Annotated in this window: 18 protein-coding genes and 1 pseudogene; 16 read left to right on the top strand and 3 right to left on the bottom strand. The window is 60.6% G+C overall.

Translation table 11 applies throughout. The features are described from left to right. Window positions 1-12 precede the first annotated feature (12 nt). Complete coding sequence (gene selO / locus ACA048_RS02250) at window positions 13-1,476, top strand: protein adenylyltransferase SelO (protein WP_497627764.1); 1,464 nt, start codon at window positions 13-15, stop codon at window positions 1,474-1,476. A 6-nt stretch (window positions 1,477-1,482) separates the two neighbouring features. On the opposite strand, the gene ACA048_RS02245 is transcribed toward selO, so the two are convergent. Together ACA048_RS02245 and ACA048_RS02240 are read right to left on the bottom strand one after the other, a co-directional pair. After that, window positions 1,483-1,884, bottom strand: coding sequence for a helix-turn-helix domain-containing protein (locus ACA048_RS02245; protein ID WP_497627763.1), 402 nt, complete (start codon window positions 1,882-1,884; stop codon window positions 1,483-1,485). Continuing rightward, a pseudogene (locus ACA048_RS02240) lies at window positions 1,881-2,176 on the bottom strand (type II toxin-antitoxin system HigB family toxin). The gene ACA048_RS02245 and the pseudogene ACA048_RS02240 overlap by 4 nt, the downstream one beginning before the upstream one ends. Before the next feature lie 194 nt (window positions 2,177-2,370). Between ACA048_RS02240 and trxC the strand changes: the two are divergent. Beyond that, the gene (gene trxC, locus ACA048_RS02235; protein WP_497627762.1) at window positions 2,371-2,805 is read left to right on the top strand and encodes a thioredoxin TrxC; all 435 of its coding nucleotides are present in this window, start codon (window positions 2,371-2,373) and stop codon (window positions 2,803-2,805) included. A 43-nt stretch (window positions 2,806-2,848) separates the two neighbouring features. Here the strand turns inward: trxC and ACA048_RS02230 are convergent, their stop codons facing one another. Further along, on the bottom strand, window positions 2,849-3,619 hold the full coding sequence (locus tag ACA048_RS02230) for a ParA family protein (protein ID WP_223520015.1): 771 nt from the start codon (window positions 3,617-3,619) through the stop codon (window positions 2,849-2,851). Window positions 3,620-3,975: 356 nt separating this feature from the next. On the opposite strand from ACA048_RS02230, the gene ACA048_RS02225 reads away from it, so the two are divergent. Genes ACA048_RS02225 through ACA048_RS02160 form a run of 14 tightly spaced genes read left to right on the top strand, consistent with a single transcriptional unit; the run spans window position 3,976 to window position 17,221 of the window. After that, window positions 3,976-4,701 carry a beta-ketoacyl synthase chain length factor gene (locus ACA048_RS02225; protein WP_497627761.1) on the top strand — a complete coding sequence of 242 codons (726 nt, stop codon included), beginning with the start codon at window positions 3,976-3,978 and terminating at the stop codon, window positions 4,699-4,701. After that, window positions 4,677-5,489 (top strand): lysophospholipid acyltransferase family protein, encoded by an 813-nt coding sequence (locus ACA048_RS02220; protein ID WP_497627760.1) that lies wholly within the window; start codon window positions 4,677-4,679, stop codon window positions 5,487-5,489. Before ACA048_RS02225 ends, ACA048_RS02220 begins: the two co-directional genes overlap by 25 nt. After that, a complete protein-coding gene (locus ACA048_RS02215) occupies window positions 5,467-5,742 on the top strand; it encodes a phosphopantetheine-binding protein (RefSeq protein ID WP_007947134.1) in 276 nt (91 codons plus the stop codon). The genes ACA048_RS02220 and ACA048_RS02215 overlap by 23 nt, the downstream gene beginning before the upstream one ends. Window positions 5,743-5,751: 9 nt before the next feature. Then, entirely contained in the window at window positions 5,752-6,006 is a 255-nt protein-coding gene (locus ACA048_RS02210) for an acyl carrier protein (RefSeq protein ID WP_007947135.1), read from the top strand. Next, the gene (locus tag ACA048_RS02205) at window positions 6,003-6,548 is read left to right on the top strand and encodes a COG4648 family protein (protein WP_497627759.1); all 546 of its coding nucleotides are present in this window, start codon (window positions 6,003-6,005) and stop codon (window positions 6,546-6,548) included. Before ACA048_RS02210 ends, ACA048_RS02205 begins: the two co-directional genes overlap by 4 nt. Continuing rightward, the gene (locus ACA048_RS02200; RefSeq protein WP_497627758.1) at window positions 6,545-8,227 is read left to right on the top strand and encodes an ApeI family dehydratase; all 1,683 of its coding nucleotides are present in this window, start codon (window positions 6,545-6,547) and stop codon (window positions 8,225-8,227) included. Before ACA048_RS02205 ends, ACA048_RS02200 begins: the two co-directional genes overlap by 4 nt. 56 nt (window positions 8,228-8,283) lie before the next feature. After that, entirely contained in the window at window positions 8,284-9,018 is a 735-nt protein-coding gene (locus ACA048_RS02195) for a glycosyltransferase family 2 protein (protein ID WP_497627757.1), read from the top strand. Further along, entirely contained in the window at window positions 9,015-9,962 is a 948-nt protein-coding gene (locus tag ACA048_RS02190) for a lysophospholipid acyltransferase family protein (protein WP_497627756.1), read from the top strand. The genes ACA048_RS02195 and ACA048_RS02190 overlap by 4 nt, the downstream gene beginning before the upstream one ends. Beyond that, on the top strand, window positions 9,943-11,487 hold the full coding sequence (locus tag ACA048_RS02185) for an HAL/PAL/TAL family ammonia-lyase (protein WP_497627755.1): 1,545 nt from the start codon (window positions 9,943-9,945) through the stop codon (window positions 11,485-11,487). The genes ACA048_RS02190 and ACA048_RS02185 overlap by 20 nt, the downstream gene beginning before the upstream one ends. Then, entirely contained in the window at window positions 11,480-11,905 is a 426-nt protein-coding gene (locus tag ACA048_RS02180; RefSeq protein WP_497627754.1) for an acyl-CoA thioesterase, read from the top strand. Before ACA048_RS02185 ends, ACA048_RS02180 begins: the two co-directional genes overlap by 8 nt. Further along, window positions 11,902-12,504, top strand: a complete 603-nt coding sequence (locus ACA048_RS02175; protein ID WP_497627753.1) for an outer membrane lipoprotein carrier protein LolA — start codon at window positions 11,902-11,904, stop codon at window positions 12,502-12,504. Before ACA048_RS02180 ends, ACA048_RS02175 begins: the two co-directional genes overlap by 4 nt. Next, window positions 12,488-14,830 (top strand): MMPL family transporter, encoded by a 2,343-nt coding sequence (locus ACA048_RS02170; RefSeq protein WP_497627752.1) that lies wholly within the window; start codon window positions 12,488-12,490, stop codon window positions 14,828-14,830. Before ACA048_RS02175 ends, ACA048_RS02170 begins: the two co-directional genes overlap by 17 nt. Continuing rightward, window positions 14,827-15,987, top strand: coding sequence for a sodium:proton antiporter (locus ACA048_RS02165; protein ID WP_497627751.1), 1,161 nt, complete (start codon window positions 14,827-14,829; stop codon window positions 15,985-15,987). Before ACA048_RS02170 ends, ACA048_RS02165 begins: the two co-directional genes overlap by 4 nt. After that, window positions 15,974-17,221 carry an NAD(P)/FAD-dependent oxidoreductase gene (locus ACA048_RS02160; protein ID WP_497627750.1) on the top strand — a complete coding sequence of 416 codons (1,248 nt, stop codon included), beginning with the start codon at window positions 15,974-15,976 and terminating at the stop codon, window positions 17,219-17,221. The genes ACA048_RS02165 and ACA048_RS02160 overlap by 14 nt, the downstream gene beginning before the upstream one ends. The last annotated feature ends 48 nt before the right edge of the window (window positions 17,222-17,269 follow it).

Here is a 17,269-nt window from a genome sequence, read left to right as displayed (position 1 = left end):
TGGAGATGGCCGTTGAAAGCCCTCGACGAACTGACCTTCGATAATCGTTTTGCCCGCCTGGGCGATACGTTTTCCGCCCATGTGCTGCCCGAGCCCATCGATAACCCGCGCCTGGTGGTGGCCAGCCCTGCGGCCATGGCGCTGCTGGATCTCGACCCGGCCGTAGCCGAAACCCCGGAGTTCGCCGAGCTGTTCAGCGGCCACAAGCTCTGGGCCGACGCAGTGCCACGGGCGATGGTCTATTCCGGACATCAGTTCGGCTCCTACAACCCACAGCTGGGCGACGGTCGCGGTTTGTTGCTGGGCGAGGTCTACAACGAGGCCGGTGAACACTGGGACTTGCACCTCAAGGGTGCCGGGCAGACGCCTTTTTCACGCATGGGCGATGGCCGCGCGGTCTTGCGCTCCTCGATCAGCGAATTTCTCGCCTCTGAGGCGCTGCACGCGCTGAACATCCCGACCACCCGCGCGCTGTGCGTGATCGGCTCCGACACGCCGGTCTGGCGCGAAAAGCAGGAACGCGCGGCAATGGTCCTGCGACTGGCACCCAGCCATGTGCGCTTCGGGCATTTCGAATATTTCTACTACACCAAACGTCCCGAGAAGCAGAAAGAGCTCGGCGAACACGTGCTGGCCATGCATTTCCCCGAATGCCTGGAACAACCGGAGCCGTATCTGGCGATGTTCCGTGAAATTGTCGAGCGCAACGCCGAGCTGATCGCCAAGTGGCAGGCGTATGGCTTCTGCCACGGGGTGATGAACTCCGACAACATGTCGATCCTCGGCATCACCTTCGACTTCGGCCCGTTCGCCTTCCTCGATGATTTCGACGCCCACTTCATCTGCAACCACTCCGACGATCAGGGCCGGTACTCCTTCAGCAACCAGGTACCGATCGGCCAGTGGAACCTCAGCGCCCTCGCCCAGGCCCTGACGCCGTTCATCAGCGTCGAAGCCCTGCGCGAAACCCTCGGGCTGTACCTGCCGCTGTACCAGGCCCATTACCTCGACCTGATGCGCCGTCGCCTCGGTTTCACCACCGCGGAAGACGATGACCAGAAACTGCTGGAACAGCTGCTGCAACTGATGCAGAACAGTGGCGTCGATTACAGCCTGTTCTTCCGCAGACTTGGGGATGAGTCACCTGAACGGGCCGTCGCCCGTTTGCGCGATGACTTCGTCGACATCAAAGGCTTCGATGCCTGGGGCGAGCTTTACGTCGCCCGGGTGGCCCGCGAGGGTGTGGTTGATCAGGAACAGCGCCGAACACGAATGCACGCGGTCAATCCGTTATACATCCTGCGTAATTACCTGGCGCAAAAGGCTATCGATGCGGCGGAGAGCGGCGACTATTCAGAGGTTCGTCGGTTGCACACGGTGCTGAGCAATCCGTTTGAGGAACAGCCGGGGATGGACAGTTATGCTGAGCGGCCGCCGGAGTGGGGGAAGCATTTGGAGATCAGTTGTTCGTCGTGATGTCGGCTAGATAAAGGTCTCCACTGACACACCGAAGCGCTCGGCCAACCAGCGGACTTGCCGCAGGTTGAGCTGACGCTTGCCGCTCAGGATCTCGGATACAACAGACTGCGCGCCGACACCAGGCAGGTCGCGTTGACTCAAACCGTGCTCGCGCATCAAGTAGCCGAGTACCTCGACACCACTGGGCTTGGGCATTGGGTGATGTTTGTGATCCCATTCTTCAATCCAGTCACCGATGATGTCTACAAGACTCATCAGCGGATGGGACTCATCACCACCGGCCATCTCGAGCAACTCGTCTAGCGCCCGCGCCAACATGTCATAGTCGTCTTCGTTTTTTGGTTTGCGCAGCACCGGCGAAACAAACTCCCAATGCTCGGCCGCTCTTTTGATCAGAACACTCATGCTCTTTCCTCCTTCCATTTTCCGCGATCATATTCGCGGTGATCCAGCACATGCTTGATATAAAGCTTTTGCGATCGATACCTGACAAAGCGATCAGCCGCAATTTGTTGCCACCGATATCGAAAACGTGAAGCTCCCCCACCTTGTCGACAGCAGGAAATATGGCCTTCATCGCCGCAAAATCCGATGGCCGACTTCCTTTGGCCAGTTGATACCAATAATCCAATGCGGTGGCCGTATTCGGCCATTTGGCCTTGGCTTCACGTATCCGTTTTTCGGTGATGACATGCATGCAACATCCTTATCGCATTCTGCTATGGGGAGTTAATCACAGACCACAGATATCGCAAGTTGCGATAATCTGAGCAGACCAACGGTATCGTTCGGTACGACTCAGCCTAGTTTTATCGCCGGACGCTGCACGATTGAAAATATGAGAAAACGTCTCCAAATAGATGTATTCGGCTTCTTATCAGGACCTCCCTCATGACCGACCCCCTCCTCATCCCCTGCCCCCACTGCAACGGCCTCAACCGCATCCCCGCCGAGCGTCTCAACGACCACCCAAAATGCGGTCGCTGCAAGGCTGAGGTCTTGCTGAGCAAGTCGTTCGAATTGAAGCAAGGCGATTACGCCAGCCAGATCAAAGGCGATCTGCCGTTGCTGGTGGATGTGTGGGCGGATTGGTGTGGGCCGTGCAAGTCGTTTGCGCCGGTGTTCGAGCAGGCGGCCGGTCAGTTGGCGGGCAAGTGCCGGTTGGCGAAACTGGACAGCGAGGCGAACCCGCAGTTGTCGGCGCAGTTGGGGATTCGCTCGATACCGAGTTTGATTCTGTTCAGGAACGGCCGGGAAGTGGCGCGCCAGAGCGGGGCTTTCCCGTTACCGCAGTTGATGAGTTGGTTACGTAGCCAGGGGATCTAAATCCACCACCGCTCCCACATTTGATTGGTGGTGTTAGCCGGGATCAGGCACTTTCCAGCAGTTTGTGCAGCTCGACGAATTGCTGGGTCAGCTTGTGACGTGGGTCGAGGTGGATCAGTGGTGTGTTGGCCTGGTGGGATTCGCGCATACGCACTGAACTGGCCAGGTACACCGGCAATACCGGCAAACCTTCGGCAATCAACTCGTCGAGGATTTGCTGGGGCAGGCTCGCGCGGGCCTGGAACTGGTTGACCACGATACCTTCGACTTCCAGGCCTTCGTTGTGGTCTTCCTTGAGTTCTTCGATTTCCGCCAGCAAGCCATACAACGCCTGACGCGAGAAGCTGTCGCAGTCGAAAGGGATCAGCACACGATCCGCGGCAATCAACGCCGAAACCGCATAGAAATTCAGCGCGGGCGGTGTATCCAGGTAGATCCGGTCGTAATCTTCCCCCAGCTCCTCAAGCAACTTACGCAGCTTGTTGATCTTGTGTTTGGCCTCAAGCTTGGGCTGCAAATCGGCCAGCTCGGCGGTGGCGGTGACCACGTGCAGGTTGTCGAAGGGCGTTTCGTAGATGTCGACCTGGTTTTTCTTCGAAAACGGTCCGGAGGACAGGGTTTGCTTGAAGAAGTCGGCGATGCCCATCGGAATGTCACTGCCGGTGAGGCCTGTCAGGTATTGAGTGGAGTTGGCCTGGGCATCGAGATCCACCAATAGGGTGCGATAGCCCTCGCTGGCGCTGACCGCCGCCAGATTGCAGGCAATACTGGATTTGCCCACGCCACCTTTTTGATTAAACACCACGCGCCGCATGTCAAAACCTCTCCGTGTTTCAAAGAATGACCGAGTGTAGTGTTCCAGAGCATCGCTTAGCTACCTCGGCGGAACAGGACTACACGGTCAGTTCCAATCTCCTTATGAAAAAACAGTAATAACGTCCATTGATCCGGGCAAATGCCGACAGCCATGAACTTCACACTGTGGATAATGGCTAATCGATACTTTTTGCCGAACCGGACGGTACATTTGATTGCGCAAAATGTAACCAGCATTTGCTACGCACCCGTAGCACCGGGATAATGCGCGCCACTCGGCGGTACGCGTCACGTAAGGTCTGTCGCTGTCTGTGCGATTCACCGCGTCAAAGAAGCCCCGTTGGGGCGGGATGTATGTCTGTGATCAACTTCAACATCGCCCAATGGCGCGCGTGGGCTCCCGGGCTCGAAAGCGTGGACGATTGGCAGGCATGGAGCCGACAGCCGGTCGTGCTTGCGAGCAGCGATGCCGCCCCTGATGTGTCGTTTCTGCCCGCCATGCAGCGCCGACGACTCAGCCGTTTGGCGCGAATGGCATTCAGTGTCGGCTGGCCCTTGGCCGATGGCCGCCTTGACCTACCGTTGGTCTTTATTTCCCGCCATGGCGAAACCCCGCGCACGTTCGAAATCCTCAGCGATCTGGCAGCCGACCAACCGTTGTCGCCAACTCACTTCAGCCTGTCCGTCCACAATGCCGTCATTGGCCTTTGGTCGATCATGCGTGGCGAAACCAGCGAAATGACGGCCCTCGCCGCAGCCGGCGACGGGCTTGAACACGGCATGCTAGAGGCCGCGGCGATGCTGGACGAAGGCGCACCTGCCGTCCTGCTGATTGTCACCGAAGAACAGCCGCCCAACGCCTACGAAACCTGGATCGACGATGTGCCGTTTCCCTATGCCGTCGCTCTGTTGCTGACCCCCGGTACCGACTGGCAGCTGTCCCTGAACAGTACGACGCAAAGGTTGTCCAACGCCCACTGGCCCCATGCCCTGAATCTGTTGCGTATCCTGCTCGGCCAGCAAACCACCTGCCAACATGCCTGGAAGAATCGTGTATGGACCTGGCATCGCACCCGGTAACCGAAAAAAACCGCGACGCTTATTACTGGCGTCTGCTGGCCACTGCAGCAAGCTTCACCCTCTTCGGGTTGGGTGGCCTGTGCCTGCGGCTGGTGGTTTTCCCGTTGCTCAATTGGCTGCCCGGTGATGCCCAGACCCACCGCCTACGCGCGCGACAAACCGTCAGCCGCTGCTTCTGGCTTTTTATCCGGTTCATGGCCCGCGCGGGCGTTCTGACCTACGACATCCAGGGCGCGGAAAAGCTCGGTCGCCCCGGGCAAATGATTCTCGCCAATCACCCGTCGCTGATCGATGTCGTGTTTCTGATTGGCCTGGTACGACACGCCAACTGCGTCGTCAAACAAAGCCTCTGGGAAAACCCCTTTACCCGCGCCCCGCTGCGCCGTACCGAATACATCAGCAACGACGGCAGCATGGACATGCTCGACGCGGCTGCCGACGCGCTGAAAAGCGGTCAGACCTTGATCATCTTTCCCGAAGGCACGCGCACCCAGCCTGGCGAGGCACCGGCCTTTCATCGGGGGGGCGCGGCAATCGCCCTGCGAGGTGCGAAAATCCTGACCCCGGTGATCATCAAGGTCAGCCCGACGACATTGACCAAGGCCGAGCCCTGGTATCGGATCCCGAAACGCCGCGTGCACTTCAGCTTGCGCGTCGGGGCCGATATAGACCCACAGGCTTTCGCCGAGAGTGGCCCGCCCCCACAGGCTTCTCGCAAGCTCAACGATTATTTGCATACTTACTTTATTAAGGAGCTCGCCGAAGATGAGCGATCTGCACACGAATAGCCTGGTGCTGGAAATCAAAGAACTGATCATCGATGCCCTCGGCCTCGAAGACATCAGTGCCGACGACATCGACAACGATCAGGCGCTGTTCGGCGAAGGCCTGGGTCTGGATTCGGTGGACGCTCTGGAACTCGGTCTGGCGATCCAGAAAAAATACGGCATCAAAATCGATGCCGACGCCAAAGACACCCGCAATCACTTCACTAACGTGGCGAGCCTTGCGGCGTTCGTCACTGCAAAGCAGGCAGCTTGAGACCGGACCATGCAAACTCGTGACGACATTTTCAACACCCTGCGTGATGCCTTGGTCGAACTCTTCGAGCTGGACCCGGCACGCGTGAGCCTCGAATCGAACCTGTATCAGGATCTGGAAATCGACAGTATCGACGCCGTCGATCTGATCGATCACATCAAGCGCCAGACCGGCAAGAAAATCGCCGCCGAAGAATTCAAATCGGTGCGTACTGTCAGCGACGTGGTCGAGGCGGTCTATCGCCTGGTTCAACCCGCCGCATGAGCCGACTGATCGGCCTTGGCCTGCTGCTCGCGGGCCTGTTGTACCCCTTCGCGGTGTATTTCGGCATGGAACATTTTGCTCCATGGCAATTCGGCCTGCTGTTGGGCAGCCTGTGGCTCGCTCGGGCATTGCTCGGTAAGCGCCGTCCCGGCAGCCTGTGGATGGCGACCATCGCGATAGTTTTTTGCCTGTTGCTGGCGCTGTTCGACAGTCCGCTGTTGCTGCGCTGGTACCCGGTGCTGATCAGCGCGTTCATGCTCGGGCTATTCGGCCTGAGCCTCAAATTCGGCCCGCCGATGGTCGAACGCCTGGCGCGCCTGCGTGAACCGCACCTGCCGGCCAGGGCCATTATTTATACGCGCCAGGTGACGATTGTCTGGTGTGTGTTTTTCATCTTTAACGGCTTGCTCGCTGCCGCCCTGACCCTTTGGGCGCCGCTGAGCTGGTGGATGTTGTACACCGGCCTGATTTCCTACGGATTGATGGGCCTGCTGTTTGCCATTGAATGGCTGATACGACAACGGGTACGAGGCCACTCATGAATTGGATAAAGCTTGAGCAGTTGTTGCTCAAGGCTCAGCCGGAGCGTGCCGTAACGGTCGAACCGGCGTTGAATCATGCACAACTGTGCGAACAGGCCCTGGGCCTGGCGGCCGGCCTGCAAGCCCAAGGTGTGCAGCGCATCGCCGTGCATCTTGAAGACGCCGCCGACCTCGCGATTGCCCTGCTCGGTGCCTGGCGTGCCGGTGTCAGCGTGCTGCTGCCTGCCGATTTACAACCGCAGACGCGCCAGCGCTGGTCCAGCGAAGTCGATCTGTGGCTGACCGATCTGGCCGATGACGCGCACCTGAGCGATTACCGCCATTCGCCTCTCGCGGGTGCCGCGCTGGATTTAGACACCTGTCAGCTGAGCCTTTGCACCTCCGGTTCCAGTGGCGAACCCAAGCGTATCGACAAAACCCTGCACCAACTGGCCAATGAAGTTCAAGCGCTGGAACAGCTCTGGGGCGCGGATCTGGGCGAGGCGTGCATCATCGGCAGCGTCGCCACCCAACACATCTTTGGTCTGTTGTTTCGGGTGCTGTGGCCCTTGTGCGCAGGACGGGCGTTCGTGCGTAAGCAACTGGCGTTCCCCGAAGACTTACAGCGCGCCAGCCGTGAACACCCAGCCTTCGCCTGGGTCGCCAGCCCGGCGCTGCTCAAACGCATGGGTGACAACCTCGACTGGCCGGCCTTGAGCGCCGTACGACGGGTGTTTTCCTCCGGCGGCGCATTGCCCGCCGAGGCTGCGCAGAGCCTGCACCAACGCCTGCAACAATGGCCGACGGAAATCTTCGGCAGTTCGGAAACCGGCGGCATCGCCTGGCGTCAGGGCAGCGATCTCTGGCAGCCGTTTGCTGGCGTCGAGTTGAGCCAGGACAGCGACGGCGCGCTGCTGATCAAATCTGCGTACTTACCGGCCGGCCACCTGGAACACACCGCCGACGCCGTACGGATCGAGGCCAACGGCCGCTTCGAACTGCTGGGACGACTGGACCGGATTGTCAAACTGGAAGAGAAACGCATCTCGCTGCCCATGCTGGAAAAAGCGCTGATGGACCATGACTGGGTCGCGCAAGCACGCCTCGGCGTGATCCAGGAAAACCGCGCCTCGCTAGGTGCGCTGCTAGTGCTGAGCGAATCAGGCCTGCATGCCTTGCGCAATCAGGGTCGACGCACGCTCACGCAAACACTGCGACAGCACCTGAGCCAGCATTGCGAAGCCCTCGCTCTGCCCCGGCGCTGGCGATTGCTGCGGCAATTGCCACTGAACGCTCAGGGCAAACTGCCTCAGGCCGATGTCGAGGCCTTGCTGCTGGCGCCCCGCGTCAAAGCGCCCGAAGTGCTCGAACAGGTCGAAGTCGAGGGAGAGTGGAGCCTGCAACTGGCAGTCCCGCCGGACCTCGCTTATTTCAGCGGCCACTTCCCGCAAACGCCGGTACTGCCCGGCGTGGTGCAAGTGGAGTGGGCGCTGAGCCTCGGCCGCCAATTGATGGAGCTGCCGGCTAAATTCGCCGGCATGGAAGTGCTGAAGTTCCAGCAACTGGTGCGCCCGGGCGACGAAATCCAGCTGCACCTGCGCTTTGACCCGGAACGCAGCAAGTTGTATTTCGCCTATCGCAACGAGATCGCCACCTGCTCCAGTGGGCGGATTTTGTTGGAGGCGGCAAGCAATGCATAACTTTGGTGAGTGCTGCTCGCGATGGGATCAACTCGATGCCTCGAGTGCTTACCACTATGCATAGCCCCTGCGCCGTGATCCCGGTCTACAACCACGAAACCGCAATCACTACGGTGGTCGACGCGCTGATCGCCAGTGGTCTGCCGTGCATTTTGGTGGACGATGCCAGCGATCAAGCCTGCGCCAGAGTCCTCGATCAACTCGCCCAGCGCGAAATGGTCAACTTGATCCGCCTCGCCACCAACCAGGGCAAGGGCGGCGCCGTGATGACTGGCTTACGCGAAGCTTCACGCCTGGGTTTCAGCCACGCGTTGCAAGTGGACGCCGACGGTCAGCACGACCTGCAAGACGTCCCACTGTTCATTGAACAATCACGCACCCACCCGGACGCGATTATCTGTGGTTACCCGCAATACGACGCCAGTGTGCCCAAAGGTCGGTTGTACGCCCGCTACCTGACACACGTCATGGTGTGGATCAACACGCTGTCCTTGCAGATTCGCGACTCCATGTGCGGCTTTCGCGTCTATCCATTGCCGCCCACCCTGGCGCTGATCGACTCGGCGAAGATCGGCAAGCGCATGGACTTCGATTCCGACATTCTCGTGCGCCTGGCCTGGCGCAACCTGCCGATGCAATGGCTGCCGACCCGGGTTCATTACCCGCTGGACGGCATCTCGCACTTTCGCCTGTTTCACGACAATGTGCTGATCTCCAGCATGCACACGCGGCTGTTTTTCGGCATGTTGCTGCGGGCACCGGTGATCCTTTGGCGACGGTGGCGAGCATGAGCAGTGACGTAGACAAGAAGCACTGGGCTGACCGCCAGGAGCGAGGCAGTTTCTGGCTGATGAAGCTCACCGCGTTCGGCGCCAAAGTCCTGGGGCGGCGTCTGTTGAGCCCGATTTTGTACGGCATCGTCCTGTACTTTTTCCTGTTCGGGCGCAGCGCTCGCCACAGCGCCTGGCAATACCAGCAACGTCTCGCCGACTGGAGCGCTCGCCCTGAATTGGGCCCTACCCATTGGCGCGTGTTCGGCCAGTTCATGGCGTTCGCCGACTCCATGCTCGACAAGCTCGACGTGTGGAACGGCAAGCTGAGCATCGACCAGATTGAAATCATCGACCCGGCACTGCTGCGCAATCAACTGCGTGGCAGCCGCGGACAGATGCTGGTGGGCGCGCATTTGGGCAATCTCGAGGTCTGCCGCGCACTGGCGGAAATCGGCGAAAAAGTCACGATGAACGTGCTGGTCCACACCAAACACGCCGAGCAGTTCAACCGTTTGCTCGGCGAGGCCGGTGCAACCAATCTGCGGTTGATCCAGGTCAGCGAGCTGGACCCGGTGATCATGCTGCAATTACATGAGCGCCTTGAGCGCGGTGAATGGCTGGCGATTGCCGGCGACCGTGTGCCGCTGCACGGCGGACGCAGTGTAAACGTGGATTTTCTCGGCCATCCGGCGGCGTTCCCGCAGGGGCCGTGGTTGCTCGCCGGTTTGCTGAAATGCCCGATCAATCTGTTGATGTGTCTGAAGAAACCGTCGGGCGAATATCGCGTGACCCTCGAACCGTTTGCCGAGGCCGTGGTGTGGAAACGCAGCGACCGTGAACAGGTCATTCATCAGTGGGCGTCCCGCTACGCCGAGCGACTGGGTCACTATTGCCTCGAAACGCCCCAACAATGGTTCAACTTTTACCCTTTCTGGAAGACCGATGACGACGCCAACGCATGAGCCGGTAACCTTCGGCGAACTCCCTTTGCGCATCGAAGACGTGCTGGCCCTGGCCAACCGTCAGGTGCCGACGCAGTTGCAGGGCGATCCCGCTTACCGCGAGCGTATCGCCAAGGGCGCGCGATTCCTTGACTCCCTGCTGGACAAGGAAGGCGTGATCTATGGCGTGACCACCGGTTATGGCGATTCTTGCGTGGTCGCGGTGCCGCTGCATCACGTCGAGGCGCTGCCTCGTCATCTGTACACCTTTCACGGTTGTGGCCTGGGCAAACTGCTCGACGCCCAGGCCACTCGTGCGGTGCTCGCGGCGCGCTTGCAGTCGCTGTGTCATGGCGTGTCGGGAGTGCGCGTGGAGCTGCTGGAACGCCTGCAAGCGTTCCTCGAACACGACATCCTGCCGCTGATCCCGGAAGAAGGTTCGGTGGGTGCCAGCGGTGATCTGACGCCGCTGTCCTACGTCGCCGCGACCCTGTCGGGCGAGCGCGAAGTGATGTTCCGTGGCGAGCGCCGACACGCGGCCGACGTCCACCGCGAACTCGGCTGGCAACCGTTGGTGCTGCGCCCCAAAGAAGCGTTGGCATTGATGAACGGCACCGCGGTGATGACCGGCCTTGCCTGCCTGGCCTTCGCCCGCGCTGATTATCTGCTGCAACTGGCCACGCGCATCACCGCGCTGAACGTGGTGGCCTTGCAGGGCAACCCGGAACACTTCGACGAACGTCTGTTCGCTACCAAACCACACCCGGGACAGATGCAAGTCGCCGCGTGGCTGCGCAAGGATCTGGCGATCGACGCGCCGACCGCGCCGCTGCACCGCCTGCAGGACCGCTACTCCCTGCGTTGCGCGCCTCACGTCCTCGGTGTGTTGGCCGACAGCCTGAATTGGCTGCGCTCGTTCATCGAAATTGAACTCAACAGTGCCAACGACAATCCGATCATCGATGCCGAAGCCGAGCGCGTGCTGCACGGCGGGCATTTCTACGGCGGCCACATCGCATTCGCGATGGACAGCCTGAAGAACCTGGTGGCCAACGTCGCCGACCTGCTCGACCGTCAACTCGCACTGCTGGTGGACGAACGTTACAACCATGGTTTGCCGAGCAATTTGTCCGGCGCCAGCGCTGACCGGGCAATGCTCAACCACGGCTTTAAAGCCGTGCAGATCGGCACCAGCGCCTGGACCGCCGAAGCACTGAAAAACACCATGCCGGCCAGCGTGTTCTCGCGCTCCACCGAGTGCCACAACCAGGACAAAGTGAGTATGGGCACCATCGCCGCCCGTGATGCGATTCGCGTGCTGGAGCTGACCGAGCAGGTCGCCGCCGCGACCCTGCTCGCCGCCAATCAGGGCGTCTGGCTGCGCAGCAAGGCCGAAGACGCTCGCCCGTTGCCGCCAGCCCTGGCCGCCATGCATGAAGAGCTGGCCAAGGACTTCCCTCCGGTCATCGAAGATCGCGCCCTGGAAGGTGAATTGCGCCTGTGCCTGAAACGAATTGCCGAGCAACACTGGAGGCTGCATGCGTAGCAAGGGAGTGCTTCACACCGATTCGGAAATCCTCGTGCCGTTCTTTGACGTCGACACCATGCACGTGGTCTGGCACGGCCATTACGTCAAGTATCTGGAAGTCGCCCGTTGCGCGCTGCTGGACAAGATCGGCCACAACTACACGGCGATGGCCGAGTCGGGTTACGCCTGGCCGGTGATCGACTTGCAACTGCGGTACGTGCGCGGCGCGATGTTCGGCCAAAAATTGAACGTGCGCGCCAATCTGGTGGAGTGGGAGAACCGGTTGAAGATCAACTACTTGATCAGTGACCTGGAAACCGGCGAACGCCTGACTCGCGCCAGCTCGGTGCAGGTCGCCGTCGACATGGCCAGCCGCGAAATGCAGCTGGCCTCACCGAAGGTCTTTACCGACGCCGTCGAAAGGACGCTCGCATGAACCCGATCTTCAAATGCCTCGGCGCTCTGGTACTGCTCGTCATTTCATCACTCGCCAACGCTTTCGATCTGCAACAGCTCAGCGATCAACTGGCCAAACCGGAGGTGATCCACGGCAACTTCATCCAGGAAAAACACCTGCGCGCCCTGCCCCAGCCGCTGACCAGCAAAGGCACGTTCGTCCTCGCGAAAAACCATGGCCTGCTGTGGCTGCTAAGAACCCCGTTGCAACAGGATTATCGAATCACCGCCAAAGGCATCGCCCGACGTGACGCCAGTGGTTGGCAGATGCTGCCGAGCAAGAGTGCAGGCGCCGAGCAGAACCGCTTGTTTCTCGCCGTGCTGCAAGGCGACAGCAGCGGTTTGCAGCGTGACTTCGAGCTTTCAATGAGCGGCGATGCGCAGAACTGGAAGCTGACGTTGATTCCGCGTTCGCTGTTACTCAAGCAGGTGTTCAACCAGATCAACATCACCGGTGGCGAATTGGTGAGCACCATCGAGCTGCTGGAAACCCAAGGCGACAGCACGCTTTTGCGCATGCAGGACAGCACCAGCGCCCAACCGTTGAGCACTGCGGAGCAACATGACTTTGCCGAGTGAACGCAGGCTGCCATGGCTGTTCCTGTTCCTGCTGCTGGCGGTGCTTGCGCTCGCCGGTTGGCAATGGCGTGACGGCGCACCGCTGTCGGCGAACCTGATGGAACTGGTGCCGGGCACGGCGCCGGACGCGTTGGAACTGCGCGCCGAACAACGCATGCAAGAACCGCTGAACCGCGAATTGCTGATGCTGGTCGGCCATAAAGATCGTGAGCAAGCCATCGCCATGGCGCAGAAACTCGGCGAGCAATGGCAGGCCAGCGGTTTGTTCGAAAAGGTCCAGTGGACCCTGCAAGCCGACTTGCCTGCGTTGCGCACACAACTGCTGCAAGGCCGATTGGCGATGCTGTCCGAGGCGGATCGCCAGCAACTGATTGAACATCCGGACGCCTTCATCCAGCAGCGGGTACAGGCACTGTTCGACCCGTTCACCGGGTTCAGCCTGGTGCCGAGCCAGGATGACTGGCTGGGCCTGACCGGACGCATCCAGAACAGCCAGCCGCAACACGGCGCCGTGCAACTGGACATCGGCAGCGGCGCGTTGATCGCCGATGCCGACGGCAAAAGCTGGGTGCTGCTGCGGGCGAAAACCACCGGCAATGCGTTTGACATGAGCCTGCCGCTGCAAGTGGCCAGCCTGCTTGAACACAGCCGCGAACAAGCGGCTCAGTCTGACGTGCAACTGCTGGCTGCCAGCGGATTGCTCTACGCCGCCAGCGGTCAGCAGAAAGCCACCCGCGAGATGACGTGGGTCGGTGGTGGCGCCACGCTGGGCATTCTGGCCCTGCTGTTGCTGGCCTTCCGGCGCTGGCGGGTATTGCTCGCGTTCGTTCCGGTACTGGTGGGCATGCTGTTTGGCGCGGTGGCCTGTGTGGCGATGTTCGGCCATATGCATGTGATGACGCTCGTGCTCGGCTCCAGCCTGATCGGCGTAGCCGTCGACTATCCGCTGCATTATTTGTCGAAAAGCTGGAGCCTGAAACCCTGGCACAGCTGGCCAGCGCTGCGGCTGACGCTGCCGGGCCTGACGTTGAGCCTGATCACCAGTTGCATCGGCTACCTCGCGCTGGCGTGGACACCGTTCCCGGCCCTGACCCAAATCGCCGTGTTCTCCGCCGCCGGTTTGCTCGGCGCATATCTGTCCGCTGTCTGCCTGCTGCCGGCACTGCTCAAGGGCATGGATATACGTCCGGCGCAATGGCCGCTGCGCGTCTGTGAATCCTTGCTGAGTCTGCGTGAGGCAGTGCTCAGACATTTCAACACGCCGGTACTGCTGGCACTGCTGATTACCTTCTGCGTGGGCGGCCTGCTGCAACTCGAAAGCAAAAACGATATTCGCCAGTGGATCGGCGCACCACAGCAATTGACGGACGAAGCCCGGACCATTGCGCGCATCACCGGATTTCAACCGACCAGCCAGTTTTTCCTGGTGCGCGGCGCGAATCAGCAGGAGTTGCTGGAGCGTCAGACCGCGTTGAGCGAGCGCCTGGATCAGTTGGTCGGCCTGGAAAAACTCCAGGGTTACCTGTCGCTGAATCAGCTGGTCAGCCAGCCGAGCGATCAGCAGCAAGTGCGTGACGCGTTGAGCAAACTGCCGCAGTTCTGGCAGCCGCTGCTCGACGTCGGCGTACCGGCAGAAGCGCTGCACGCAGAGTTGACGAAATTGCAGGCGTTGCCCGCCGAAGACATCGACGGCGCACTGCTCGGTCCGCTGGCTGAGCCCTATCGCCCACTGTGGCTGGGACCGACCGATGACGGTGGCGTGGCGGCGATGGTCAGCCTGCAAGGCTTGAACGACCCAACCCTGTTACGCGTTCAAGCATTGGACTTGCCAGGCGTCGAACTGGTCGACCGTCTCGGTGAATTGAACAGCGTTTTCGCGGCAACACAGATCAGCGCAGCAGAGCTCAAACTCGCCTCCTGCGCGTTAATCGTATTGGTGTTGATGCTGCCATTCGGTCTCGGTGGCGCCCTGCGCATCGTCGCCCTGCCATTGCTCGCCGCGCTGTGCAGCCTGGCCAGTCTCGGCTGGCTGGGGCAACCGCTGACGCTGTTCAGCCTGTTTGGCTTGCTGCTGGTGACGGCGATCAGCGTCGATTACGCGATCCTCATGCGCGAACAGGTCGGCGGCGCGGCAGTGAGCCTGCTGGGCACCTTGCTGGCGGCGCTGACCACCTGGCTGTCGTTCGGTTTGCTCGCGGTGTCCAGCACACCGGCGGTGAGCAATTTTGGTCTGTCGGTGAGTCTGGGCCTGGCCTTCAGTTTCATCCTGGCGCCGTGGGCGGGACGACATGTCCACAGCGTTCCGGTCGCGGAGTCGGCAGCATGATGATCGCCCTGTTTTGGCTGATGGCCCTCGCGTTGTTCGCCGTGGCCACCCGTGTCGGTCGTCATTTCGGTCTGATCCCCATCGTCAGCCAGTTGCTGTTGGCAACTTTCGGCCTGCCGCTGCTGATGTACTTCTGGATCGAACCCGGTTGGCAGCTCAGCGGCGCTGAACTGATCTCGCCTGCATGGCTGAAAAATCTCTACAGCCTGAGCTTCGCCTTGCTGCTGGGGCACATTCTCAGCGACGTGATCGACCTGCGGCTGGATCGCCAGAGCCTGAAAATCGCCCTGCCGAGTTTTTGCATTCCGTTCGCGGGCGGGCTGACGACGGCGGTCTGGTTGCTACCCGCACAGCCGTGGATCAGTTCATTGGCGGTGGGTCTGGTATTCGCCATCACCGCGATCCCGGTGTTGTATTTGTACCTGCGGCACATCAACTACCCGCCCGATGCCACCCGGCGACTGGTGCAGACCGCAATCCTTATCGACCTGACGTGCTGGACGTTGTTCGGCTTCGCTCAGGGCAGCCTGCACCTGAGCAGTTTGCTGTTGCCGCTGGCCGGCGCTTGTCTGCCGGTACTGCTGCGCTTGCTCGGTCTGCGACAGCCGTTGCTGCACAGCGGTTGCTTCTTCGCGCAGCTGGTGGTCGCCGAGCACTTCAAGCTCAATGCGCTGATTTTCGGCATCGGTTATCTGCTGTGCATGGCCGCGCTGAAAGTACCGCTGGTGTGGCCAGTATCGGCGGTGTGGATGAGCCGTTTGCAAACCTGGATCGCCATTCCGCTGATCCTCACGTTCGGCATCGTGCAGATCAACGTACACGCCGCCATCACCAGCCTGAGCTGGCTACAACTGGCCGCCCTGCTGCTGTTGCCGATTGCCAGCAAACTGCTGGGCAACTGGCTGGGTCTGGGATGGGCCGGCGCATCCTTTGAAGGCGCCAGCCGATGGCGGGAAAGCCTGCTGCTGAATATTCGTGGTTTGAGTGAGATCGTTTTTCTCAACCTGCTGCTGCAACTACAGCTCATCAGCCCCGCGCTGTACTTTGCGCTGATGGTGATGGGCCTGATCGCGACATTACTGCCGGCACTGGCCGGCATGCACACTCCCCCTTTGAACATCGCCGCCCCGGCAAGGAGCCCTCGTGCCAACAGTTGAAATGCAACGTCGACAAGTCGTCGTCATCGGCGCGGGGCCTTCGGGTGCCATCGCTGCCGCGCTGCTCAAACGCAACGGTCACGATGTGCTGATGATCGAACGCCAGCACTTCCCACGGTTTTCCATCGGCGAAAGCCTGCTGTCGCATTGCCTGGATTTCGTTGAAGAAGCCGGCATGCTCGATGCCGTGAATGCTGCCGGATTCCAGTTAAAAAACGGCGCCGCATTCGCCTGGGGTGAGCAGTACAGCGCTTTTGATTTCGGTGACACGTTCAGCCATGGCAAGCCGACCACGTTTCAGGTGCAGCGCGCCGATTTCGACAAGCTGCTGGCCGATCAGGCCGCGCTGCAAGGCGTGGAAGTTCGTTACGGCGAAGCCATCGTCAGTGTTGATTTCGACTTGCCGAAACCGCAGCTCGACGTGCTGCGCGAAGACGGCAGCCAGTACCGTATCGAAGCCGATTTCGTGCTCGATGCCAGCGGCTACGGTCGCGTATTGCCGCGCCTGCTGGACCTTGAAGCGCCGTCGAACTTCCCGGTGCGCCAGGCCGTGTTTACCCACATCGAAGACCACATCGACAGCCCGGCCTTCGAGCGGGAAAAAATCCTCATCACCACCCATCCCATCCATCGCGACATCTGGTTCTGGACCATCCCGTTCAGCAACGGCCGTTGCTCGGTGGGGGTGGTCGCGGCCGCCGAACATTTCGAAGGCCGCATGGAGAATCTGGACGAATGCCTGCGCGGGTTCATCGCTGAAACCCCAAGCCTGGCTGGCGTACTGCAAAATGCCGTGTGGGACACCCCTGCACGAACCATCGGCGGCTACTCGGCCAACGTGAAAACGCTCCACGGTTCGGGCTTTGCGCTGCTCGGCAACGCCGCGGAATTCCTCGACCCGGTGTTCTCCTCCGGCGTGACCATCGCCATGCGTTCGGCGAGCATGGCCGCCGGCGTGTTGCATCGCCAACTGCAAGGGGAAAGCGTCGACTGGCAGACCGAGTTCGCCGAACCGCTCAAGCGTGGCGTCGACACCTTCCGTTGTTACGTCGAAGGCTGGTACGCCGGGACCTTCCAGGATGTGATCTACCATCCAGGCAGCTCGCCGGACATCCGCCGCATGATCAGCGCGATTCTCGCCGGTTATGCCTGGGACGAACGCAACCCGTTCGTCAGTGAACCCAAGCGTCGGCTGCGGGTGTTGTCAGAACTCTGCGCAAAAGATGTCACATGAATGACAGAACCGCCTGTTTGCGGCGCAACACCCTTGAAGGTAATGCCT

Source organism: Pseudomonas sp. LBUM1659, assembly GCF_059716045.1.
The sequence above is the reverse complement of the archived record's forward strand: the minus strand, read 5'-3'. Positions and strand labels throughout refer to the sequence as shown.